This is a genomic window from Nocardia kruczakiae NBRC 101016 (assembly GCF_001612965.1).
In the GTDB taxonomy this organism is placed as follows: domain Bacteria; phylum Actinomycetota; class Actinomycetes; order Mycobacteriales; family Mycobacteriaceae; genus Nocardia; species Nocardia kruczakiae.
This window is the reverse complement of the sequence record NZ_BDBL01000025.1, coordinates 43295-64775: the sequence shown is the minus strand read 5'-3', so window position 1 is coordinate 64775 and position 21481 is coordinate 43295. Positions and strand designations below refer to the sequence as shown.

Below are 21481 nucleotides of genomic sequence, written 5' to 3'. Positions count from 1 at the left end.
GGCGATTCGGGGGTATCTGCCCGTCGGTAGGTCTTTTTCGGCGATCTCTGGACAGCCTGGCACGAACCGCTACTCTGAATATTTCAGGCCTACGCCGCTTTCCGCGGCCGCATTCTCGATCTGGTGTCACTCCTGGACAGCGAGAAGAATATGGCAATCTTCGAACAATCGCGCGCCCGCGATCCCAAGCGCTACCTGTGGATGCTGGGGTTGATCGCACCGGCTTGTGCCCTGCTTCCCGGGCCACTGGTGGTCCTCACCGGATCGCCGGTGTTCTGGTGGATCGGGCCGATCATCGTCTTCGTGGCCATTCCCCTGCTGGACTGGGCGATCGGCGACGACGGCAGTAATCCGCACGACGAGGACTACGAAGCGCTCTCCAACGACCGCTACTACCGTTGGTGCACTTACCTGTTCCTGCCGATGCAATTCTTCGGCCTGTTCGTCGCGGGTTTTCTGTGGGCCGACAACGTCCTGTCCTTCGTGGACAAACTCGGTCTCACCATCACACTCGGGGTGGTGTCCGGCATCGGAATCAATGCCGCGCACGAACTCGGCCACCGGTCCGAGCATCTGGAACGATGGTTGTCGAAGATCGCGCTCGCGCAGTCCGCGTACGGGCACTTCTTCGTCGAGCACAACCGCGGCCACCACGCCCGCGTCGCGACCCCGGAGGACCCGGCCAGCGCTCGCTTCGGCGAGTCCCTCTGGGTGTTCCTGCCGCGCACCGTGCTCGGCGGGCTCCGCTCGGCCTTCCGGCTCGAACGGGACCGGCTGGCACGCAGGGGCAAGCGGTGGTTCAGCTACGAGAATCATCTGCTGCAGGCCTGGTCGATGAGCGTCGTGCTGTTCGGCGCCATGATCCTGTACTTCGGCCCGCGGGTGATCCCGTGGCTGGCCTTGCAGGCGTTGATCGGCATCCTTCTGCTCGAGACGGTGAACTACGTCGAGCACTACGGCCTGCTGCGCGTGCGGCGCGCCGACGGCACATTCGGGCGCTGTTCGCCGCGCGACAGCTGGAACAGCGACAGCCTGGTCACCAACATCTTCCTGTTCCATCTGCAGCGCCACAGTGACCACCACGCGAATCCGGGCCGCCGCTACCAGACCCTGCGCAGCGTCGAGCAGGCGCCACAGCTTCCGATGGGTTATGCCGGGATGGTCCTGCTGGCCGCGGTGCCGCCGCTGTGGCGCGCGGTGATCGATCCCCGGGTGCTGGCCCACTACGGAGGTGACCGCAGCCTGGTCAACGTCAAACCGCCGCGTAAACGGCCTGTCGAGGGAGCGGGCGATCGCGCGCGCTGAGTCCCGTCCGCGATCCACGCTGCTGCGCCGCGGCGCGGATTTGCGACGTGGTCGAGGGATCGGCCGTGCCGAACACCGTCCAGCGGTTACTCTCGATGATCGAGACGTTCTCGCACGAACGTTGTCGGATAGGCCCACGCACACCTCGAGCCGGATCGGTTGTCGCCGGTGATCAGGGAGGAGCCGTTCGCGATGGTGATGTTCGAGTCGACGAAACGATCTACTGTGCCCGCCGCGGTGCCGCGACACCCCCGAGGGGGTGATGCGCGATGACCGGCCCCTCACCTCTCAACGGCGGCGAACCCGCCCTGCTGAACGGTTCGGTGACGCTGGTCGAGGGCAGCACCTTCTGCCTGTCCGATCGGGTCGGCGATGTGGAATCGGGAACGTCGCAGGGCCTGTTCTATCGCGATGCCCGCGTGGTGTCGCGGTGGGAGTTGCGGGTCGACGGGCAGCGGCTCGAACCGCTGTCGGTGCTCAGTCCGGAGGCCTTCACCGCACGGTTCATCCTGCGGCGGCCGCCGCGGTCGGGCGCCGCCGATTCCAGTCTGCTGGTGGTGCGCGAACGCCTCGTCGCCGACGGTATGCGGGAGACGGTGATCCTGGAGAATCTCGGCCGCGAACCCACGGCCGTGGTGCTGGAACTGCGTGCCGATGCCGACTTCGTGGATCTGTTCGCCGTCAAGGAGGGCCGCGCCGGGCACGGACGGGCCGAAATACTGGTCACCGACAACGAACTACTGCTCAACGACCGTTCCGATCGCGCCCGCGGCCTGGCCGTCTCGTCCTCGGAACTGCCGATTGTGCTGCCCGGCTCGCTGACCTGGCGCATCGTCGTGCCTGCCACCGGCCGCTGGCAGACCGAGATCCTGGCCCAGCCGACGGTGGCCAATCAGCGGGTGCATGTCGCGCTCCGCCCCGGCGAGCACTACCGCAGCAGCGAACCGGGCCGCAAGATGGCCGCGTGGCGTGACACCGCCACCAAACTCACCACCGGAGATCCGCAGCTCACCGCCATTCTGCAGCGCACCGAAAGCGACCTGGGGGCGTTGCAGATTCGCGAGGAACGCCGCCACCGCACCTTCGTCGCCGCCGGCGCCCCATGGTTCATGACGCTGTTCGGCCGCGACTCGCTGCTCACCGCGTGGATGGCGCTGCCGCTGGACTCCTCGCTCGCCCTGGGCACCATGCAGCAATTGGCCGAAATGCAGGGCCAGCAGGTCGACGCCCTCACCGAGGAGGAACCGGGCCGGATCATGCACGAGATCCGCCGCGGCCCGGCGGGCGGACTGGCCCTGGGCGGTGAGGTGTACTACGGAACCGTCGACGCCACACCGCTTTTCGTGATGCTGCTGGCCGAGACCCGGCGGTGGGGTGCCTCGCCGGAGGCCGTGCAGACGCTGCTGCCGGCGGCCGACGCGGCCCTCGACTGGATGTCGCATTTCGGCGACCGCGACGGCGACGGCTTCGTCGAATATCAGCGCGCGACCGACCGCGGCCTGATCAATCAGGGCTGGAAGGACAGCTTCGACGGCATCAACGACGCGGCCGGACATCTCGCCCAGGCGCCGATCGCGCTGTGCGAGGTGCAGAGCTACGTCTACGCGGCGATCCTGGCCCGCGCCGAACTGGCCGAGGAATTCGGGCAGTCGGACAAGGCCGAGAAGCTGCGCGAACACGCCGCCGAACTGCGGACGAAATTCTCCGAAGCGTTCTGGATTCCCGAAAAGGGCTGGTACGCAGTCGCTTTGGACGGCAATAAACGCCGCGTCGACGCGCTCACCAGCAATGTCGGCCATTGCCTGTGGTCGGGCATCGTGACCGACGAACATGCCGAACAGCTGGTGCACCATCTGGCGACCGCCGAGATGGACTCCGGATTCGGTTTGCGCACACTGTCTTCCGGGATGGGCGCGTTCAATCCGATGAGCTATCACAACGGTTCGGTCTGGCCGCACGACACCGCCATCGCCGTCGCCGGACTGCTGCGTTACCGTCACATCCCGGGTGCGGTGGGACTGGCCACCCGGCTGTCCAACGGATTGCTCGACGCCGCAACGGCTTTCGGCGGCCGCCTGCCCGAGCTGTTCTGCGGGTTCCAGCGTTCTCGGTTCTCGGCGCCGGTGCCGTACCCGACCTCGTGTTCGCCGCAGGCCTGGGCCAGTGCCGCGCCGTTGCTGCTGGTCCGTTCGTTCCTCGGACTCGAACCCGATGTGCCGCACCGCACGGTGACCGTCCTGCCGCACGTCCCCGCGCGCTGGGGCAGGGTAGAGCTCACCGATCTGCGCCTCGGCGGTACCGCGGTGGATCTGGCGGTGGACGGCGAGCAGGTGACGGCCGCCAACCTTCCCGAGGATTGGCGACTGATCACCCACTGACCGGTTTCACAGAGCGACGCGCTGATCCTCGGGAAGGAAGAGTTTGTCCGACGGCTGGACGCCGAAGCTCGTGTAGAACTCCGGCAGGTTGCGCACCACCTGGTTGCAGCGGAATTCGCCGGGGGAGTGCGGATCCGTCGCGACCTGCTGTTCGAGCGACTGCTGGGTCTGCTTCTCGCGCCAATTGCGGCCCCAGGACTGGAACATCGGGGTGTAGTCCGGGGCGTTGCGGCCGCTCTTGGCTTCCTCGATGCGGAAGGCGGCCAGCGCGATCATCAATCCGCGCAGGTCGGCGAGGTTCTCGCCGACGGTCAGCTGACCGTTGACGTGATCGCTGGGCGGCAGTCCCTCGGGCACCAGCGCGTTGTACTGATCGATCAACTGTTTGGTCTTGGCCTCGAACGCGGCCCGGTCCTCCGGGGTCCACCAGTCCTCGCGATTGCCGTCGCCGTTGTACTTCGAACCCTGGTCGTCGAAGCCGTGGCCGATCTCGTGGCCGATGGTCGCGCCGATCGCGCCGTAGTTCACCGCCGGTTCGGCGCCGGTGTCGAAGAACGGGGCCTGCAGGATCGCGGCCGGGAAGTTGATGGAATTGGAGGTCGCCTCGTAGTAGGCGTTGACGGTCTGCGGCGACATGCCCCATTCGGCCTTGTCCACCGGCGTCCCCAGCTTGTCCATCGATCGCTTCGCCTCGAAAGCTTCGATGGCGAGCAGGGATTCGACCAGTTGGCCGCGGGTGACCTTCAGCTTCGAATAGTCCACCCACTTGTCGGGGTAGCCGATCTTGACCGTGATCTTGTCCAGTTTCGCGATCGCGGCCTCGCGGGTGCGCGGCGACATCCACGAGGAATTGCGGAAGTTCTCGCGGTAGGCGGCGAGCAGATTGTCGACCAGTTCCTTGGCCCGCGTCTTGGCCTGCGGCGGAAAGTATTTCGCCACGTACAGCTTGCCCAGCTGCTCACCGAGATTCGCGTCGACGACCGCGACCGCCGATTTCCACAGCTCCGGTCGCTGCTCGATTCCGCTGGTGGCCTTCAGGAAATCGAAATTCGCGTCCGAGAGGTCCTTGTTCATGTACTTGGCGTATTTGCGCAGCAGGCTGAGTTTCAGCCATTCCCGCCAGGTGTTGATATCCACCTCGGTCCACAGCTGACCCGCCGCGGTGACGAACGACGGTTCGCCGACGACCATCTTCGCGAACAGCTCCTTGGGCCGGTCGGTGCTACCGGCGAGCCACGGCTCCCAGTCGAAACCCGGTGCGAGCGTGGTCATCTCGTTCCACGCCATGAGGTTGTAGGTGGCGTCGGCGTCGCGGGTGCGGACGTTGTCCCAGTAACCCGCGGCGATGCGCTTCTCCAGGTCCAGGGTGCGTTCGGCCGCACCGTCCGGATCCGGGAGGCCGGCGCCGGTCGCCAATTTGTGCAGCAACGTCTGGTACGCCGAAAGATATTGCGCGAATTCGGGTTTCCGGTAGTACTGCTCGCTCATGCCGAGGCCGGACTGTCCCACCGCCGGAATGTAGGCGTTCGAATTCTTGCGGTCGATACTCACGCCCAGCCCGATCAGGCCGCCCAGCGGCAGCGCGCCCATGACCTTCGCGAGATCGGCCCTGTTCTGCGCCCCGTCGATCCGGGCGAACAGCGGTTGCAGCGGGGCGGTGCCGAGCTTCTCGAGCGTGTCCAGATCCATCCGCGCGTCGTAGAGGTCGCGGATCTGCTGGCCCTCCGACCCGTCCTTCGGATCGTGGATGCCGTCGATGACCTCGCGCAGCTGGCCCTCGACCCGATCGGACACCTCGGCGAAGGTGCCGTAGGAGACCTTGTCCGGTGGCAGCTGGTAGGTGCGCAGCCAGGTGCCGTTGATATTGCGGTACAGATCGTCCTGCGGGCGCACCGCGGGGTCGACGCCCGACAGATCGGGTCCGGTGAGAGGTTTGGGCTTCGTGTCGTCGCTGTTGCACGCCACCAGGGCGGTGGCCACCGGCACCGCGCCGAGGGCGATCAGGAACGAGCGACGACCCAGGCGGACCTGGCGACCGGACGATGTCACAGAAAATCCTCTCCCCGACTTCATCGTGCACCTGCGCGACAACACCGCGGCCCCACCCGGAAGCGGGGCCGGTCGCGTCCGTGAGAGGCTAACCGAACCTGCTGAGTATCGGCTGAGTTCGACCGCCACCCATGGGGGCCGGCCTCGCCGGATGCCCCGTCCGCCCCTGATTTGGGCTCGACCTGCGCCTTCGCTACACTTGTCGGGTTGCCTGCAGGCATTGTGCCCGCACTTCGGCCGCGAACCCACAGTGGTTGATCTTCGGAGATCGTGCAAAACCGCTGGCAGGCGCTGCCCCGCTACTGTGCGGGAGCGGGCCGTCAAGGTCCGTCGAAGGGCAACTGACCATGCCCGTCGGGTCGGTAATCCGGCGTGCATTACGTCCAGGTCTAGGAGGAGCTGAAGTGATTCAGCAGGAGTCGCGACTGCGCGTCGCCGACAACACGGGTGCCAAGGAGATTCTGTGCATCCGCGTGCTCGGCGGGTCGTCGCGTCGCTATGCCGGTATCGGCGACGTCATCGTCGCCACCGTCAAGGACGCCATCCCCGGCGGCAACGTCAAGAAGGGTGATGTCGTCAAGGCGGTCGTCGTGCGCACCGTCAAGGAGCGTCGTCGTCCGGATGGTTCGTACATCAAGTTCGACGAGAACGCCGCGGTGCTGATCAAGGCGGACAACGATCCGCGTGGCACCCGCATCTTCGGCCCCGTCGGCCGTGAGCTGCGCGACAAGCGTTTCATGAAGATCGTTTCGCTGGCCCCGGAGGTGCTCTGACATGAAGGTGCACAAGGGCGACACCGTGATCGTCGTCTCGGGTAAGGACAAGGGCGCCAAGGGCAAGGTCATCCAGGCCTACCCGGCTACCGAGAAGGTCCTGGTCGAGGGCGTGAACCGGATCAAGAAGCACGTCGCGAACTCCGCGAACCAGCGCGGCGCCAGCTCCGGCGGCATCGTGACCCAGGAGGCGCCCATCCACGTGTCCAACGTGATGGTTGTCGACTCCGACGGCAAGCCGACCCGGGTGGGTTACCGCACCGACGAGAACGGCAAGCGGGTGCGCATCTCCCGTCGCAACGGGAAGGACATCTGAGCATGACCACCGCAGAGAACATTCAGCCTCGTCTCAAGCTGCGCTACCGCGCGGAGATCAAGGACGCGCTGAACAACGAATTCAACTACGCCAACGTGATGCAGATCCCGGGCGTGGTGAAGGTCGTCGTCAACATGGGTGTCGGTGACGCCGCCCGCGACGCCAAGCTGATCAACGGCGCCGTCAACGACCTGGCCCTGATCACCGGCCAGAAGCCGGAGATCCGCAAGGCCCGCAAGTCCATCGCGCAGTTCAAGCTGCGTGAGGGTATGCCGATCGGTGCGCGCGTCACGCTGCGCGGCGACCGCATGTGGGAGTTCCTGGACCGCCTGGTGTCCATCGCGCTGCCCCGTATCCGCGACTTCCGCGGCCTGTCGCCGAAGCAGTTCGACGGCAACGGCAACTACACGTTCGGCCTGAGCGAGCAGTCGATGTTCCACGAGATCGACGTGGACTCCATCGACCGCCCGCGCGGTATGGACATCACGGTCGTGACCACCGCGACCAACGATGAGGAGGGCCGCGCCCTGCTCAAGCACCTCGGCTTCCCGTTCAAGGAGAACTGAGCACATGGCTAAGAAAGCTCTCGTCAACAAAGCCGCCGCGAAGCCGAAGTTCGCCGTTCGTGGCTACACCCGCTGCCAGCGCTGCGGCCGCCCCCGCGCGGTCTACCGCAAGTTCGGCCTGTGCCGCGTCTGCGTCCGTGAGATGGCGCACCGCGGCGAGCTGCCGGGCGTGCACAAGAGCTCCTGGTGAGCTCGCGCTGCTGAGGCAGCGCATGCGCTGAGCGCGACAATCGAATCGAGAATGGGTACGGACCCCGAGGGGTCCGTACCTTTTCTTGTGTATGCGTTGCTGCGCTTCAGAATTCGAGGTCCGACCACGGGATGCGGATGGGGAAGGGGTGAACAGATCGTGCAAACCTCGGCGAAAATGCGGGAAAACCGCAAAAATCGGCGAGGTTTGCACGATTAGTTCAGTGGGCCGCCCGGGACTCGCTCCAGCTCCGTGACAAGCGGCGATCGAACTCGGGACCTGATCGGCACGCGGCAGCCGGAGTCAGCCGACCTGGTACATCGCCCGTGAACTGTTGCTGATCTCCGGCTCGCAGGAGTTGCCGGCCTCTGGTGGCTCGGGTTCGCTCGCGGGTGTTCGGAAGGGGCGGCGGCGATCGTAGGCGAGGCCGGCGACGGCGATGGCGACGCAGATCGCGGCGGGTACCAGTAGCGCTGCTTCACCGACCCGGGTGGCGAACAGGGTGCCCGCGACACTGCCGATGACGAACGTGATGATCGTGGCCGACAGCACCGCGGCCCGCCAGCGGTCGACGCCGTGCCGACGGGACCGGCCGATGATCAGGCCGAGGTCGGTGACGGTGCCGGTGAAATGAGTGGTGCGGATCTGCATTGTCCGCAGGCTGGAGGTCGTCCCGTTCTGCAGCCCGCAGGCGAGTGCCGCGAAGAAGACCGCCACGGTGTGTTCCGACCAGGTGAAGGCCAGCGCGAGCAGCAATGCTTCGCCGATCATGACGGCGCTGTGGCGAACTCCCGCATGGGTTTTCGTGGGTGCCAGGGTCGCGCCGGCGGATGCCGCCCCTAGTAGGAAACCGATCAGGATGAGGATGAGCACGCTGCTTTCGAACAGCCACGGGCTCGCGGTGTCCATCCCCAGCCGCGTTGTGGTCGCGGTCAGATTACCGACGGGGATGGCCAAGGTGAGGATGGCCACGGCATTGACGAAGCCCGCGACGGTGGCGAGCAGCGATCCGTAACCGAGAACGAGTGCACGATGCGTAGGAGTGAGGCTCATGGCAGGCATACAGCTCCCTGAGTTGTTGTCTGTCGTGGGCGAATGGGACAAATCGTATCGGGTTCGTCTCAGAAAAAGCTGTGAATATTCGCCTGTTGTAGGTGGAACATGTTGCATCGCAGAGCATTTGGTGACGTCGGTCGACGGCTGCCACGAGTGAGCGGCCCCGGATGTGGCGGCGATACCGACTGCTGCGTCGGATGCTGAGTGCTTGCTCGATTTCGGTTCCGGGGCACGTGGCCAGGTCGCGTCGCGCTCTGCGGCGGGGTGGGACCGCAATGTCTGATACCCGCCAATGATCTTGTGGCGCACGAGTTTTGCCTGCGATTCTTCGCATTCGACATGCGGGTGCGGCGGGTGATGTGTAGCGTCGGCGTTTCAGATAGCCCGAACTCGGCGAGCGGTGGCGTGTGATCAGTATCGACGAATGCCTGCGGCGGATCATGGAGATTCCGGGGGCGCGCGGGGTGACGCTGGCGGATGGGGCCAGCGGGCTCGCGATCGCCGCGGCCGGTCGCCGCGATTCGATCGACGAACACGAAGATGCGGCTGCCACAACGGATGTGGTGCGTTCGGTGCTCGCATGCCCGGCGCTGGCCACCGAGCACGGCGACGACGACGTCACCGAGATCATCGTCTGCGGGACCCGCGGCTATCACCTGCTGAATCTGATCGACGGCGATTTCGACGGCAGGTTGTTCGTGCACGTTCTCTTCGACGAGGAATCCGGGAATCTGGCCCTGGCGAGATTTCAGTTGCGGGGGATTCTCTCCGAATTGACCGAGGGGAGTCATGGGAATTGAACTGGCGGTAGAACTGAGCCGGCTGGAGGAAGCGGGGAGTACCGGCGTACTGCGTGCGGGGGACGGATCGTTTCATCTCACCAGGGGGGCAATCGTTTCCGCCGATTGCCGGCGCACGACCGGTTTGGACCGGCTCGTCGTCGAGGCGGGTGTGGCCACCGCCGAGGATTGGCAACGCGCCGGGGCCGGCGACCCGGGACATGTGCTGGCGCAGCCGCAGCTGGAAACCCTTGCGCTGCTGTCGGTTTTCGATGCCGCCTACTTCCTGCTCGCTTCCCAGGCGGTGCCGGAATTCGAGCCCGCGCCCGAACATTGGCTGGCGCCGGTCTGTCATATCAACCCGCGGCTGCTGGTGGACGAATGTGCACGCCGCGGTGATCCGGACGCGGGGCCGTGGCCGGCCGATGCGGTCGATCGCGTGCCGGTCGTTCCGGTCCGCCGGGTGCGGCGTCGCCGGATCGCGCTCAGCGGTGGACAGGCAGAGGTCCTGGCCGCCGCCGACGGTCGTCGCACCGTGGCCGATATCGCGCAGGAGCTCGGGCGCACGAGCTACGGCTGCCTGGTGGCGGTCCGCGATCTCACGCACGCCCAACTGATCCAGCCGCCGGGGCCGTCCTCCTTCGAGCCGCTCGCGCCACCGGTCCGACCGCGCGACGCGCCGGCCGGGGCGCCGCCGCTGGTCCGGCGCCGCCGCTTCGCGACATCCGTTGCGCCACCGGACCATTGGGAATCTCCAGTGGATATCGACGTGCTCGTCCGCCTGCGGGCGGCGTTGGAGGAACTTGCGTGACCGTGCGGAAGAGGCTGCTCGGCGATCTCATGGGAAGGCTCAGCAAGGTGACAATGTCGGGACCCGAGCCGAATGCGGCGGTTCTCGCGGAATTGAAGGCGTTGCGCGAACGCGTCCCCGGGCTGATCGGTGCGCTGGTGGCATCCAGCGACGGCCTGCTCATCGAGCACGATCTGCCCGCCCATATCGAGCCCACCGGTATGGCCGCGCTGTCGGCCTCGCAACTGGCGCTCTCGCATCGGCTGGCCACCACCGCGGTCGGTGGCGGATTCCACGAGGTGGTCGTGCGCGGTACCGGCGGTCACGTCGTGGTCTACGGCGCCGATTGGACCTCGCTGACGGTGCTGGCCGAGCCCGACGTGAATGTCGGCCGGCTGCATCTGGAATCCCGCCCGGCCGCCCGCGCGATCGCCGACCACCTCACCGCCGTCCCGACCGGAAAGCACAGCAAAGACCGAACAAGTAATACCGATTGAAAGGAAAGAACATGTCCAACCTCGATTTGGCGCTGAAGGAAATGATGTCGATCGACGGCGCCCTGGGAGCCTCCGTCGTCGATTACAACAGCGGTATGTCGCTGGGGATGCTGGGAAGTTCGAAATCCCTGGACCTGCAGGTCGCCGGGGCCGGCAATACCGAGGTGGTACGCGCCAAACTGCGCACGATCGAACAGCTCGGCCTCAACGAGGACATCGAGGACATCCTGATCTCCCTGTCCAGCCAGTACCACCTCATCCGCCCCATGACCGGCCGCACGTCCAAAGGGCTGTTTCTGTATCTCGCCCTGGACCGCGCACGGGCGAATCTCGCCCTGGCCCGGCATCGGCTGAAGGCGATCGAAGCGGATCTCGAGGTCTGATCGCTACCCGATTTTGCCCGCTCATACCGCTCGCCTACACTAGACCGGTTGCTCGGGCACCCTCGTGCCCATATGCGTGCGCATTGCTCCGGGTGACAGCATTCCGAATCCGGTCGGCAAAGGTGTCGTCCGGACCAGCCGAAATTGTCGTAGGCCCACGACCGCCCCGCGTGACGGTGCTGTATGGGAACCGCGGCGAGAAAGGTAACGGTCAACACATGACCATGACTGATCCGATCGCAGACTTTCTGACCCGTCTGCGCAACGCCAACTCGGCGTACCACGATCAGGTGAAGGCTCCGCACTCGAAGCTCAAGGCGAACATCGCCGAGATCCTCAAGCGCGAGGGCTACATCGCCGACTACCGCACCGAGGATGCGCCCGTCGGCCAGACCCTGATCGTCGACCTGAAGTACGGCCAGAGCCGGGAGCGCAGCCTGCAGGGTGTGCGCCGCGTCTCGAAGCCCGGTCTGCGGGTGTACGCGAAATCCACCAACCTGCCCAAGGTGCTGGGCGGTCTGGGCGTGGCAATTATCTCCACGTCGAAGGGCCTGCTCACCGACCGTCAGGCCAAGCAGCAGGGTGTGGGCGGGGAAGTCCTCGCCTACGTCTGGTAAGGGAGGTAGGAACAATGTCGCGTATCGGTAAGAAGCCGATCTCGGTTCCCGCCGGCGTCGAGGTGACCATCGACGGCCAGCAGGTGTCGGTGAAGGGTCCGAAGGGCACCCTCTCGCACACCGTCGCCGAGCCGATCACCGTCACCAAGGCCGAGAACGGTGAGCTGGAGGTGGGCCGTCCGGACGACGAGCGCCGCAACCGCTCGCTGCACGGCCTGAGCCGCACCCTGATCAACAACATGATCGTCGGCGTGACCCAGGGCTACGAGAAGAAGATGGAAATCTTCGGCGTCGGTTACCGCGTGCAGCAGAAGGGTTCGAACCTCGAGTTCGCCCTCGGCTACAGCCACCCGGTTCCGATCGAGGCCCCCGAGGGCATCACCTTCCAGGTCGAGGCCCCCACCAAGTTCTCGGTGTCCGGCATCGACAAGCAGAAGGTCGGCCAGATCGCCGCAGTGATCCACGGCCTGCGCAAGCCCGACCCGTACAAGGGCAAGGGCATCCGCTACGCCGGTGAGGTCGTTCGCCGCAAGGTCGGAAAGACGGGTAAGTAAGCCATGGCACAAACTGAAGCTCAGAAAGCCGCCCGCAAGCCGGTCGGCAAGGATGCGTCGACTCGTCGCCGGGTGTCGAAGACCCGTCGGCACTTCCGTCTGCGCAAGAAGGTCCTCGGCACCGCCGAGCGTCCGCGTCTGGTCGTGTTCCGCTCCTCGCGGCACCTGCACGCCCAGGTGATCGACGACTCCGTCGGCAAGACCGTCGCCTCGGCGTCCTCGATCGAGGCCGATGTGCGCGCGCTCGACGGTGACAAGTCCGCGAAGGGCAAGAAGGTCGGCGAGTTGCTGGCCGCCCGCGCGAAGGCTGCCGGTGTGGAGGCCGTGGTGTTCGACCGCGGTGGCCACGACTACCACGGCCGCATCGCCGCGCTCGCGGATGCCGCGCGCGAAGGTGGGTTGAAGTTCTGATGCAGATTCGACTCATGGACCGAATGACCCTGAACGGAAGGAACGTCTGATGCCGGGACGTCAGCGGCGTGACGGCGGCAGCGGACCCGCCGGACAGAACAGCAACGAGCGCGATCAGCGCGGCGGTGGCCGCGACCGTCGCGGCGGCGGTGACCGTCGCGACAATGCCGCCGAGAAGAACCAGCTCGAGCGTGTCGTCGCGATCAACCGCGTCTCCAAGGTCGTGAAGGGTGGTCGTCGCTTCAGCTTCACCGCCCTGGTGATCGTGGGCGACGGCAACGGCCTGGTCGGTGTCGGATACGGCAAGGCCAAGGAAGTTCCCGCGGCCATCCAGAAGGGTGTCGAGGAGGCTCGCAAGGGCTTCTTCCGCGTCCCGATGATCGGCAGCACCATCACGCACCCGGTGCAGGGTGAGGCTGCCGCCGGTGTCGTCATGCTGCGTCCGGCCTCGCCCGGTACCGGTGTGATCGCCGGTGGTGCGGCGCGTGCCGTGCTGGAGTGCGCCGGTATCCACGACATCCTGGCCAAGTCGCTCGGTAGCGACAACGCCATCAACGTCGTGCACGCGACCGTCGCTGCCCTGAAGATGCTGCAGCGTCCGGAGGAGGTGGCCGCTCGCCGCGGTCTGCCGATCGAGGACGTTGCCCCGGCGGGCATGCTGCGTGCGCGTGCCGGACAGGGAGTCTGACATGGCACAGCTCAAGGTGACCCAGATCAAGTCCACGATCGGCGCCAAGAAGAATCAGCGGGAGTCGCTTCGCACCCTCGGCCTGCGCGGTATCCGCCAGACCGTGGTCCGCGAGGACAACGCCCAGAACCGCGGGCTGATCAACGTCGTGCGCCACCTCGTTTCCGTTGAGGAGGAAACCGCATGACCCCCATCAAGCTCCACCACCTGCGGCCCGCCCCGGGCGCCAAGACCGAGAAGATCCGTGTGGGTCGCGGTGAAGGCTCCAAGGGTAAGACCGCCGGTCGCGGTACCAAGGGTACGAAGGCTCGTAAGAATGTGCCGGCCCGTTTCGAGGGCGGCCAGATGCCGATCCACATGCGCCTGCCGAAGCTGAAGGGGTTCACCAACCCGTTCCGCGTCGAGTACCAGGTCGTGAACGTGGGCGATATCGCGCGCCTGTTCCCGCAGGGCGGCACCATCGGCAAGGACGAGCTCGTCGCTGCCGGTGCCGTGCGTAAGAACCAGTTGGTGAAGGTGCTCGGCGAGGGTGAGATCGGTGTGGCCGTTCAGGTCAGCGCCGACAAGTTCTCCGGCTCCGCCAAGGAGAAGATCACCGCTGCCGGTGGTACCGCCACCGAACTGGGCTGACAGTTACTGGTAATACAGTCGGGGCGCCGGACGGGTGAGAGCCCGTCCGGCGCCGCTGTTAGAGTTCAAGTGTTGTCTGCCAACCAGTCTGCCCCGTTGTCGTGGCACAGGACCGGCTCTGCCCTGTAGGGCACCGGTATGTGCCGAGGTGACGGAAGTGGGCGTGACCCCCGTGTCGTCAGCCAGGAGGATCTGTGCTTTCCGCCTTCGTGTCGGCCTTCCGGACCCCGGACTTGCGGCGGAAGATTCTCTTCACGCTGGGCCTGATCGCGCTGTACCGCGTCGGCGCCTCGCTACCGTCGCCCGGCGTCGACTACAAGGCGATCCGCCATTGCATCGACGTCGTCTCCGGCGGTGACAATGCCGGTATCTACCAGCTGATCAATCTGTTCTCCGGTGGTGCGCTGCTGCAGCTGTCGGTGTTCGCGATCGGGATCATGCCCTACATCACCGCGAGCATCATCATCCAGCTGCTGACGGTGGTCATCCCGCGGTTCGAGGAACTGCGAAAAGAAGGCCAGTCCGGCCAGAACAAGATGACGCAGTACACGCGGTATCTGTCGATCGCGCTCGCGATTCTGCAGGCCACGGGCCTGGTCGCCCTGGCCTCGCGCGGTCAGCTGCTGCGCGGCTGCCCCGACGACATCCTGGCCGACACCAGCATCTTCGGCATGATCATCATCGTGCTGGTGATGACGGCCGGCGCGGCCCTGGTGATGTGGTTCGGCGAGCAGATCACCGAGCGCGGTGTCGGCAACGGTATGTCGCTGTTGATCTTCGCCGGTATCGCCGCCCGTATCCCGACCGAGGGCAAGCAGATCCTCGACAGCAAGGGTGGCCTGATCTTCGGGCTGGTGTGTGTCGCCGCCTTCGTGGTGATCGTCGGCGTGATCTTCGTCGAACAGGGCCAGCGCCGAATACCGGTGCAGTACGCCAAGCGCGTGGTCGGCCGCAAGATGTACGGCGGATCGTCGACCTACCTACCGCTGAAGGTCAACCAGGCGGGTGTGATCCCGGTGATCTTCGCGTCCTCGCTGCTGTACCTGCCGAATCTGGTCGCCCAGCTGACCCAGTCGTCCAACTCCGACAGCTGGTGGCAGAAGATCATCCAGAAGTATCTGGTGAACCCGGGTAACCCGGTGTACGTCCTGATCTACTTCGCGTTGATCGTGTTCTTCACCTACTTCTACGTCGCGATCACCTTCAACCCGGAGGAACGCGCGGACGAGATGAAGAAGTTCGGTGGCTTCATTCCCGGTTACCGTCCGGGTAAGCCGACCGCCGACTATCTGAACTATGTACTGAGCCGAATCACCCTCCCCGGTTCGATCTACCTCGGTGCTGTTGCCGTACTGCCCAACTTGCTGTTGCACATCGGTGCCGGCGGTGGCGGTTCGAACTTCCTGCCGTTCGGCGGTACGTCGGTGCTGATCGTCGTGAGCGTCGGCCTCGATACGGTCAAACAGATCGAGAGCCAACTGATGAACAGAAATTACGAAGGGTTCCTCAAGTGAGACTCGTACTGCTCGGACCGCCGGGTGCCGGTAAAGGGACACAGGCCGAACTGCTGTCGGACAAGCTGGGCGTTCCGCACATCTCCACGGGGAATTTGTTCCGTGCGAACATCTCCCAGCAGACTCCGTTGGGCCGTGAGGCGCAGAAGTACCTCGACGCGGGCAATCTGGTGCCCAGTGATGTGACCAACCGCATGGTGGAGTCGCGCATCGCCGAGCCCGACGCCGTCAACGGCTTCGTGCTCGACGGCTACCCGCGCACCGTCGACCAGGCCGAGGCCCTGGAGAAGATGCTCAAGGAGTCCGGCCACGCGCTGGACGCGGTGCTGAGTTTCGAGGTTCCCGAGGAGACGCTCGTCGAGCGTCTGGTCGAGCGCGGCCGCACCAGCGGACGCAGCGACGACAACGAGACGATCATCCGGAACCGGATGAATGTGTACCGCGAGGAAACCGAGCCGCTGCTCGAGCACTACGACGGTCTCGTCGTGGCCGTCGACGGCGTCGGCGAGATCACCGAGGTCAACACGCGCGCACTCCGAGCCCTGGGTCGCTGAGGCGAATGGTTTTCGGCCTCAAGCAGAAGAAGGTGGTGCCGTTCCGCACCGCCGGTGAGCTCGATGCCATGGCCGCGGCCGGCGCGATCGTCGGCCGCGCGCTGGTCGCCGTGCGCTCCGCCGCCAAGCCCGGGGTCTCGACCTGGGAATTGGACGAGGTCGCCGAGCAGACCATCCGGGAAGCGGGCGCAGTCCCGTCCTTCAAGGGCTATCACGGTTTCCCGGGATCGATCTGTTCCTCGGTGAACGACCGTGTGGTGCACGGGATTCCGTCGAAGGACGAGGTGCTCGCCGAGGGCGATCTGGTTTCCATCGACTGTGGTGCGATTCTCGAGGGCTGGCACGGCGATTCGGCGTGGACGTTCGGCATCGGCGAGGTCATCGAGGCCGACCGGCTGCTCAGCGAGGCCACCCGGCTGTCGATGGACGCCGGTATCGCGGCCATGCTGCCGGGCAATCGCCTGACCGACGTCTCGCACGCGATCGAGCTGGGCACGCGCGCCGCGGAGAAGGAGCACGGCCGCGCCTACGGCATCGTCGACGGCTACGGCGGACACGGCATCGGCCGTCAGATGCATATGGATCCGTTCCTCGCCAACGAGGGCGCGCCCGGACGCGGTCCGAAACTGGTGGTCGGTTCGGTGCTGGCCATCGAGCCGATGTTGACCCTCGGCACCACGGAAACCACTGTGCTGGAAGATGATTGGACCGTCGTCACCACCGACGGCAGCCGCGCCGCGCACTGGGAACACACCGTGGCGGTCACCGAGGACGGTCCGCGGATCCTGACCGTTCGCCCCGAATAATTCGTTCGCGACGCACCCGTGGCCTCGTCGGCGCGGGTGCGTCGTGCTGTCGGCGGGCTGTTACGCCGTACGCCCGGTCATGGTGGTGAGTGGTACCACGCCGGTCCAGCCGCACGGGCGGTCGCAGCTGGCGACGACGGTGGGCGCCCCGGCGAAATCGGCCGAAGCCCGTGCGGGATAACCGCATTCGGGACATTTGCCGAAGTAGTCGAGAACCTCGTGCACTCCGGGGTTCATGGCGATACTGCGTTCGGTCACGGGCCCTCCTCTCAGTCGGCGTACGGTGTCGTGACCGCACGTGTCGATGAATATCTGCTGGTCGAGAACCTAACTCGCGGGCCGGTGCGATCGATCGGTTCCGGTGTGCGCATTGGACATCTCACAAGCGGTGCGGCGAGGCGCTGCGGGTGTGCCACAGCGGTGTCGGTCGCGCCACGTCGATTAAGCTGACTCGGTAATCGTGTGTCGAGGGGGGACTGTGGCCGGTTCGGCGATGGCCGAGGGTAACGATCGGGAACTGGCGGCGGCGATCGGCGATCTGGCCGCGCGGTCCGGGCTGGGCCGGCATCAGCAGACGTATCTGCCGCGGTCGCCGCGGACGGGCGGCAAGATCGTGCTGATCGTGCTCGCGACCGCCGGGGTGATCGCCGCGGTGGTGTCGTTCGCGGTGCGGCAGCCGGTGCTCGGCATCCTGGCCGCGATCTTCCCGATCGTGTTGGTACCGGCGCTGATTCGGGCGTTCCGATACACCCGCAGTTATGAGGGCGCTCGGCTGGACCTCTACGAGCGGGGACTGGTCGCGGCCCTGCTGGGACGGTTGTGGGCGGTGCGCTACGACAGCACCACCGTGTACCAGAACATCGTGCGGCATATGCGCAACGGCCATCACATCGGCACCACCTACGCCTACACCCTCACCGATCTCGCCGGTACGAATTTCGTTGTCGGCGACGGTATATCGGATCCGCAGCAGTGGGGTCCGGCGATTCAGCGGGCCGTCACCGACGCTCAGCTGCCGCAGGCACTGGCGGCCCTGCAGGCGGGGCATCGGCTCGTGTTCGGCGAGCTGGGGATGACGTGGTACGAGGTCGGCTCGCCGCGCAAGTCGGCGCCGTGGACGCAGGTGAATCAGGTGTCGATCTCCGACGGCCGGCTCAGCGTCGACGTCGCCGGGCGCTGGTTCGCGCTGACCTCGGCGATGGTGAGCGATATTCCGAACTTCCTGATCTTCGAGGCGCTGGCCACCCATCTGTCCCGGGTGCACGGCGGTAGTCGACACTGAATTTCCTTGGGCGCCACCGGATATTCAACCTGGTGTGCTGTTGTTGCTACTGCGCGCGTCGACGGTGGAGGTGGCAGTGGTCAACGAACGGCTCCATGCCGACATGATGACGGTGCTCGAGGGGCTCGACGAGCAATTGCGCGGGATCGCGGAGATCCAGTTGCGACGCTCCCGTCTGACGGCCACGGCGAGCGCCTGTGAGCAGCGAATTCGGGTGACGGTCAATGCCGACGGGCTGCTGATCGAGACGAAATTCGCCGACGATATCGCGGATCTGACCTACGACGAGATCGCCGCCGGGATGACCGCGGCGGTGCAGCAGGCCGCGGCCGAGGTGCTGCGCCTGGGCGCTGAACTGATGCGGCCGCTGCGTGAACGCAAGCTACAGTTGCCCAAATTGTCGGAATTCGTCGAGGGCGCACCGGATCTCGGGCAGATGATGCCCACCGCGCCACCGACACCGACCCGGGTCGAGGATTATCGCGACGTCCCGCCCGCGCATCCGATGGACGGTAGCGCGCACCGTTCGATGGTGTCCGACGAGGACTGATCCGCCGTGAGCCTGTACCTGCCCCCGCCCGTACGTCCGATCGCCCGGGTTGCCGGTGCGAGCTGGCCCGACGGTGACGAAGACAAGATGTGGGCGGTGTCGCGGGCCTGGGAGCAGGCGTCCAAGGATCTCGCGGCGCAGGTCCCCGGCATCGAGAGCGCGAAAACCGCGGCGATGGCGGCCTTTCCGGCGGGTGATGCCGCCGATCAGATCGGCAAGCTGTTCGATGTCTTCCTGCAGGGGGACCAGTCGCTCGCGACGCTGGCCGAATCGTTCAAGACCATCGGTGATTCGACCTTCGACGTCGGCACCGAACTGCAGTCGGCGAAGATCAACATCATTGTCTCGCTGTGCATTCTGCTGGTCGAGATCGCCTGGGCATGGCTGTTCCCGCCGACCGCACCGGCGGTGGAGGCGGCCGCGATCGGCACCACCCGATCGATCGTGAAATTCATCGCCGACGCCCTGCAGAACGCACTCGAACGGGCGTGGGCGAAGTTGGGATTCGCGACCCGCGGCGAACTCAACGGTGCCTCCCGGTACTGGTTCAAACACATCCTCTCGGCCGATACCTGGAAGGGGATGAAGGGGCAGACCTGGAAGTACAAGGCCAAGACGATTCTGCCCACCGCCAAGGGCATGGGTGTCTACACGCTGAAATTCGGTGAGGGCGCGCTCTGGGCGCCGGTGACCAATGCGATCGTGCAGGGCGCGCAGATCGCGGACGGTAAACGGCACGGATTCAACTGGAAGGAATTCGGCGCCTCCTGGGCGGCGTCGGCGTTGAGCACCATTCCCAGTCGCGAACTCGGCCGCTACATGGGCTTCGGGATCGGCAATCTGGACAAGAAATTCGGCGGCGCGATCACCAATATGCCGTTCCGGTCGGGAATGTTCCTGCAAGGGGCGACCATCGGCGCCACGGCCGGTGTCTTCGGCAACATCTTCGGCAATATCGGCGCGGGTGCGGTGACCGGCGATATCGCGGGCGCCTTCGCGGGGCCGGAGGGGTGGGTCGGTAGTGCGGCCCGCGGTGGCATGGTCGGCGGTATGCGCGGTCTCGGTACGAAGACGACCACCGATACCGAGGGTGACCCGCGATTCAACCTGTGGATGAATGCGAAAGCGCCCTGGGCCCCGCCGAAAACACCACCCACCAACAATCCGCTGACGCCGCGGCCGGTACCGGGACAGACCGAGTCGTCGTCGACGACGCACCCCGGCACCACGACGAATGCCGCGACGACGAATACGGGCGGAAATCACCAGCAGGGTGGGAGTTTCCGTGATCCGTCGGATCCGAACTATATGACTCCGTCGCGCCCGGCTCCCGCCCCGCCGGTGAACAGTGGTGGGGGTTTCCGCGATCCGTCCGATCCGAATTACATGACGCCGTCGCGCCCGGCTCCCGCCCCGCCGACCCAGGCGGCCGGTACCGGTGGTGGCGCAAACCATTCGGGCACACCGGGCTTCGGTGGTCAGCACCAGTCGGCGTCCGGAGGGCACGGTGGTGGTGGTTTCCGTGATCCGTCGGATCCGAACTATATGACTCCGTCGCGTCCGGCTCCCGCACCGCCGGTGAACGGTGGGCACGGTGGAGGTGGCTTTCGCGATCCGTCGGATCCGAATTACATGACTCCGTCGCGTCCGGCTCCCGCACCGCCGGTGAACGGTGGGCACGGTGGAGGTGGCTTTCGCGATCCGTCGGATCCGAACTACATGACCCCGTCGCGCCCTGCTCCCGCCCCGCCGGTGAATGGTGGTCAGGGCGGTGGTGGTTTCCGGGATCCGTCGGACTCGAATTACATGACCCCGTCGCGTCCGGCTCCCGCGCCGCCGGTGAACGGCGGACAAGGAGGCGGTGGGTTCCGCTCACCCTCGGATCCGAACTATATGACGCCGTCGCGTCCGGCCCCCGCGCCGCCGGTGGGCGGTGGCGACGGATCCGCCCCGCATCCGGCCGGCAGCTCCGCGAACGCGGCCCCCGGCTCTCGCCCGGGGCCCTCGATCAACGCCGCGCCGGTGGGGAATTCGAACAACCCGCCGAACTTCTCCCGGCCGTTCACGCAGCCGGGAGCGTCGGCGGGCGGGCCGGTGAGTTCGTCGTCGGCGCCGATTCACGCTGCGCCAGTGGCGAATTCGACGGGTAACCCGAGTAACCCGCCGAACTTTTCCCGGCCGTTCACCCAACCGGGTCCGCCCACTGCTCCCGCGCCGAATCCCTCCACCGGAGGGCAGGGTGGCGGTGGTTTCCGCGATCCGTCGGATCCGAATTACTTGACGCCGTCGCGTCCGGCTCCCGCTCCGCCGGTGAATGGTGGTCAGGGTGGCGGTGGTTTCCGCGATCCCTCGGATCCGAACTACATGACCCCGTCGCGCCCTGCTCCTGCGCCGCCGGTGAATGGTGGGCAAGGTGGCGGTGGTTTCCGCGACCCGTCGGATCCGAATTACATGACGCCGTCGCGACCGGCTCCGGCTCCGCCCCCACCGTCCGATCCGGCCGAGCCGCAGGATCCGGGGAAACCGCTGGGGCCGGGTAAGGACTATCGCGCGAAGTCGCGGCCGAAGAAGGTGCCGGAGATCGGTCCGATGCCGGCGCATTTCGACGCGCCTGATGCGCCGGGCGAGCAAGCGTGGCTGGACGCGGCCGAACCTCCACCCGCACCGCGCGCGGCGGCCGCAGACAATCCGCCCACCGGCAATCCGGCCACGGACGATCCGGGTGCGAACGATCCGGGCGGGGGCGATCCGAATGTCGACAAGCCGTTCCAGATGTAGGCACACAGGTAGGGA

General features: G+C 66.1%; 25 protein-coding genes. 22 read left to right on the top strand and 3 right to left on the bottom strand.

Going from position 1 to position 21481, the window contains the following annotated elements:
* Positions 1-150 precede the first annotated feature (150 nt).
* Together NK1_RS18705 and NK1_RS18700 are read left to right on the top strand one after the other, a co-directional pair.
* The gene (locus NK1_RS18705) at positions 151-1305 is read left to right on the top strand and encodes an alkane 1-monooxygenase (RefSeq protein ID WP_063010389.1); all 1155 of its coding nucleotides are present in this window, start codon (positions 151-153) and stop codon (positions 1303-1305) included.
* Between the two features lie 269 nt (positions 1306-1574).
* Positions 1575-3683, top strand: a complete 2109-nt coding sequence (locus tag NK1_RS18700) for an amylo-alpha-1,6-glucosidase (RefSeq protein ID WP_036498201.1) — start codon at positions 1575-1577, stop codon at positions 3681-3683.
* A 6-nt stretch (positions 3684-3689) separates the two neighbouring features.
* Here NK1_RS18700 and NK1_RS18695 read toward each other — a convergent pair whose 3' ends face one another.
* The gene (locus tag NK1_RS18695; protein WP_369689822.1) at positions 3690-5732 is read right to left on the bottom strand and encodes a M13 family metallopeptidase; all 2043 of its coding nucleotides are present in this window, start codon (positions 5730-5732) and stop codon (positions 3690-3692) included.
* Between the two features lie 404 nt (positions 5733-6136).
* Between NK1_RS18695 and rplN the strand changes: the two genes are divergently transcribed.
* From rplN to NK1_RS18675, 4 genes are read left to right on the top strand one after another with little or no spacing between them, the layout of a single operon-like run.
* Positions 6137-6505 carry a 50S ribosomal protein L14 gene (gene rplN / locus NK1_RS18690; protein ID WP_030513395.1) on the top strand — a complete coding sequence of 123 codons (369 nt, stop codon included), beginning with the start codon at positions 6137-6139 and terminating at the stop codon, positions 6503-6505.
* Position 6506: 1 nt separating this feature from the next.
* Positions 6507-6821 (top strand): 50S ribosomal protein L24, encoded by a 315-nt coding sequence (gene rplX / locus NK1_RS18685; protein ID WP_040818503.1) that lies wholly within the window; start codon positions 6507-6509, stop codon positions 6819-6821.
* Positions 6822-6823: 2 nt separating this feature from the next.
* Positions 6824-7387: a 50S ribosomal protein L5 gene (gene rplE / locus NK1_RS18680; RefSeq protein WP_036498214.1), complete on the top strand. Its 564-nt coding sequence runs from the start codon at positions 6824-6826 to the stop codon at positions 7385-7387.
* A 4-nt stretch (positions 7388-7391) separates the two neighbouring features.
* The gene (locus NK1_RS18675) at positions 7392-7577 is read left to right on the top strand and encodes a type Z 30S ribosomal protein S14 (protein WP_025347225.1); all 186 of its coding nucleotides are present in this window, start codon (positions 7392-7394) and stop codon (positions 7575-7577) included.
* 303 nt (positions 7578-7880) lie between these two features.
* Here NK1_RS18675 and NK1_RS18670 read toward each other — a convergent pair whose 3' ends face one another.
* A complete protein-coding gene (locus NK1_RS18670) occupies positions 7881-8639 on the bottom strand; it encodes a YoaK family protein (RefSeq protein WP_157104339.1) in 759 nt (252 codons plus the stop codon).
* A gap of 401 nt (positions 8640-9040) precedes the next feature.
* Here NK1_RS18670 and NK1_RS18665 point away from each other — a divergent pair, with 401 nt between their 5' ends.
* The 13 genes from NK1_RS18665 (at position 9041) to map (ending at position 16856) form a co-directional block, all read left to right on the top strand.
* Entirely contained in the window at positions 9041-9433 is a 393-nt protein-coding gene (locus NK1_RS18665; protein ID WP_063010308.1) for a roadblock/LC7 domain-containing protein, read from the top strand.
* Positions 9423-10223 (top strand): hypothetical protein, encoded by an 801-nt coding sequence (locus tag NK1_RS18660; RefSeq protein ID WP_063010306.1) that lies wholly within the window; start codon positions 9423-9425, stop codon positions 10221-10223. The genes NK1_RS18665 and NK1_RS18660 overlap by 11 nt, the downstream gene beginning before the upstream one ends.
* Positions 10220-10699 carry a roadblock/LC7 domain-containing protein gene (locus tag NK1_RS18655; RefSeq protein WP_245660651.1) on the top strand — a complete coding sequence of 160 codons (480 nt, stop codon included), beginning with the start codon at positions 10220-10222 and terminating at the stop codon, positions 10697-10699. The genes NK1_RS18660 and NK1_RS18655 overlap by 4 nt, the downstream gene beginning before the upstream one ends.
* Positions 10700-10710: 11 nt before the next feature.
* On the top strand, positions 10711-11082 hold the full coding sequence (locus NK1_RS18650) for a hypothetical protein (RefSeq protein ID WP_063010304.1): 372 nt from the start codon (positions 10711-10713) through the stop codon (positions 11080-11082).
* Between the two features lie 218 nt (positions 11083-11300).
* Entirely contained in the window at positions 11301-11699 is a 399-nt protein-coding gene (gene rpsH / locus NK1_RS18645) for a 30S ribosomal protein S8 (protein ID WP_030513400.1), read from the top strand.
* 14 nt (positions 11700-11713) lie between these two features.
* A complete protein-coding gene (gene rplF / locus NK1_RS18640) occupies positions 11714-12253 on the top strand; it encodes a 50S ribosomal protein L6 (RefSeq protein ID WP_030513401.1) in 540 nt (179 codons plus the stop codon).
* 3 nt (positions 12254-12256) lie between these two features.
* Positions 12257-12664, top strand: a complete 408-nt coding sequence (gene rplR / locus NK1_RS18635) for a 50S ribosomal protein L18 (protein ID WP_036498216.1) — start codon at positions 12257-12259, stop codon at positions 12662-12664.
* A 49-nt stretch (positions 12665-12713) separates the two neighbouring features.
* Positions 12714-13352, top strand: a complete 639-nt coding sequence (gene rpsE, locus NK1_RS18630) for a 30S ribosomal protein S5 (RefSeq protein ID WP_030513403.1) — start codon at positions 12714-12716, stop codon at positions 13350-13352.
* Position 13353: 1 nt separating this feature from the next.
* Positions 13354-13539 carry a 50S ribosomal protein L30 gene (rpmD, locus tag NK1_RS18625; protein ID WP_030513404.1) on the top strand — a complete coding sequence of 62 codons (186 nt, stop codon included), beginning with the start codon at positions 13354-13356 and terminating at the stop codon, positions 13537-13539.
* Positions 13536-13982 carry a 50S ribosomal protein L15 gene (gene rplO, locus NK1_RS18620; protein ID WP_030513405.1) on the top strand — a complete coding sequence of 149 codons (447 nt, stop codon included), beginning with the start codon at positions 13536-13538 and terminating at the stop codon, positions 13980-13982. The genes rpmD and rplO overlap by 4 nt, the downstream gene beginning before the upstream one ends.
* Before the next feature lie 194 nt (positions 13983-14176).
* Positions 14177-15496, top strand: a complete 1320-nt coding sequence (secY, locus tag NK1_RS18615; protein ID WP_063010302.1) for a preprotein translocase subunit SecY — start codon at positions 14177-14179, stop codon at positions 15494-15496.
* A complete protein-coding gene (locus tag NK1_RS18610) occupies positions 15493-16050 on the top strand; it encodes an adenylate kinase (protein WP_036498218.1) in 558 nt (185 codons plus the stop codon). The genes secY and NK1_RS18610 overlap by 4 nt, the downstream gene beginning before the upstream one ends.
* 5 nt (positions 16051-16055) lie before the next feature.
* On the top strand, positions 16056-16856 hold the full coding sequence (gene map, locus NK1_RS18605) for a type I methionyl aminopeptidase (protein ID WP_063010300.1): 801 nt from the start codon (positions 16056-16058) through the stop codon (positions 16854-16856).
* Between the two features lie 60 nt (positions 16857-16916).
* Here map and NK1_RS18600 read toward each other — a convergent pair whose 3' ends face one another.
* A complete protein-coding gene (locus NK1_RS18600; RefSeq protein ID WP_063010298.1) occupies positions 16917-17114 on the bottom strand; it encodes a hypothetical protein in 198 nt (65 codons plus the stop codon).
* 220 nt (positions 17115-17334) lie between these two features.
* Here NK1_RS18600 and NK1_RS18595 point away from each other — a divergent pair, with 220 nt between their 5' ends.
* From NK1_RS18595 to NK1_RS18585, 3 genes are read left to right on the top strand one after another with little or no spacing between them, the layout of a single operon-like run.
* Entirely contained in the window at positions 17335-18138 is an 804-nt protein-coding gene (locus tag NK1_RS18595) for a DUF6585 family protein (protein WP_063010296.1), read from the top strand.
* A 34-nt stretch (positions 18139-18172) separates the two neighbouring features.
* Positions 18173-18688, top strand: a complete 516-nt coding sequence (locus tag NK1_RS18590) for a YbaB/EbfC family nucleoid-associated protein (RefSeq protein WP_063010294.1) — start codon at positions 18173-18175, stop codon at positions 18686-18688.
* Positions 18689-18694: 6 nt separating this feature from the next.
* Positions 18695-21466: a WXG100-like domain-containing protein gene (locus tag NK1_RS18585; protein ID WP_063010292.1), complete on the top strand. Its 2772-nt coding sequence runs from the start codon at positions 18695-18697 to the stop codon at positions 21464-21466.
* Positions 21467-21481 lie beyond the last annotated feature (15 nt).

Coding starts and splice junctions, on each gene's coding strand:
- rplE (WP_036498214.1), top strand. CDS start 6,824: ATGACCACCGCAGAGAACATTCAGCCTCGTCTCAAGCTGCGCTACCGC.
- rplF (WP_030513401.1), top strand. CDS start 11,714: ATGTCGCGTATCGGTAAGAAGCCGATCTCGGTTCCCGCCGGCGTCGAG.
- NK1_RS18660 (WP_063010306.1), top strand. CDS start 9,423: ATGGGAATTGAACTGGCGGTAGAACTGAGCCGGCTGGAGGAAGCGGGG.
- NK1_RS18700 (WP_036498201.1), top strand. CDS start 1,575: ATGACCGGCCCCTCACCTCTCAACGGCGGCGAACCCGCCCTGCTGAAC.
- rpmD (WP_030513404.1), top strand. CDS start 13,354: ATGGCACAGCTCAAGGTGACCCAGATCAAGTCCACGATCGGCGCCAAG.
- map (WP_063010300.1), top strand. CDS start 16,056: ATGGTTTTCGGCCTCAAGCAGAAGAAGGTGGTGCCGTTCCGCACCGCC.
- rplX (WP_040818503.1), top strand. CDS start 6,507: ATGAAGGTGCACAAGGGCGACACCGTGATCGTCGTCTCGGGTAAGGAC.
- NK1_RS18675 (WP_025347225.1), top strand. CDS start 7,392: ATGGCTAAGAAAGCTCTCGTCAACAAAGCCGCCGCGAAGCCGAAGTTC.
- NK1_RS18705 (WP_063010389.1), top strand. CDS start 151: ATGGCAATCTTCGAACAATCGCGCGCCCGCGATCCCAAGCGCTACCTG.
- NK1_RS18650 (WP_063010304.1), top strand. CDS start 10,711: ATGTCCAACCTCGATTTGGCGCTGAAGGAAATGATGTCGATCGACGGC.
- rpsH (WP_030513400.1), top strand. CDS start 11,301: ATGACCATGACTGATCCGATCGCAGACTTTCTGACCCGTCTGCGCAAC.
- rplO (WP_030513405.1), top strand. CDS start 13,536: ATGACCCCCATCAAGCTCCACCACCTGCGGCCCGCCCCGGGCGCCAAG.
- rpsE (WP_030513403.1), top strand. CDS start 12,714: ATGCCGGGACGTCAGCGGCGTGACGGCGGCAGCGGACCCGCCGGACAG.
- NK1_RS18670 (WP_157104339.1), bottom strand. CDS start 8,639: ATGCCTGCCATGAGCCTCACTCCTACGCATCGTGCACTCGTTCTCGGT.
- rplR (WP_036498216.1), top strand. CDS start 12,257: ATGGCACAAACTGAAGCTCAGAAAGCCGCCCGCAAGCCGGTCGGCAAG.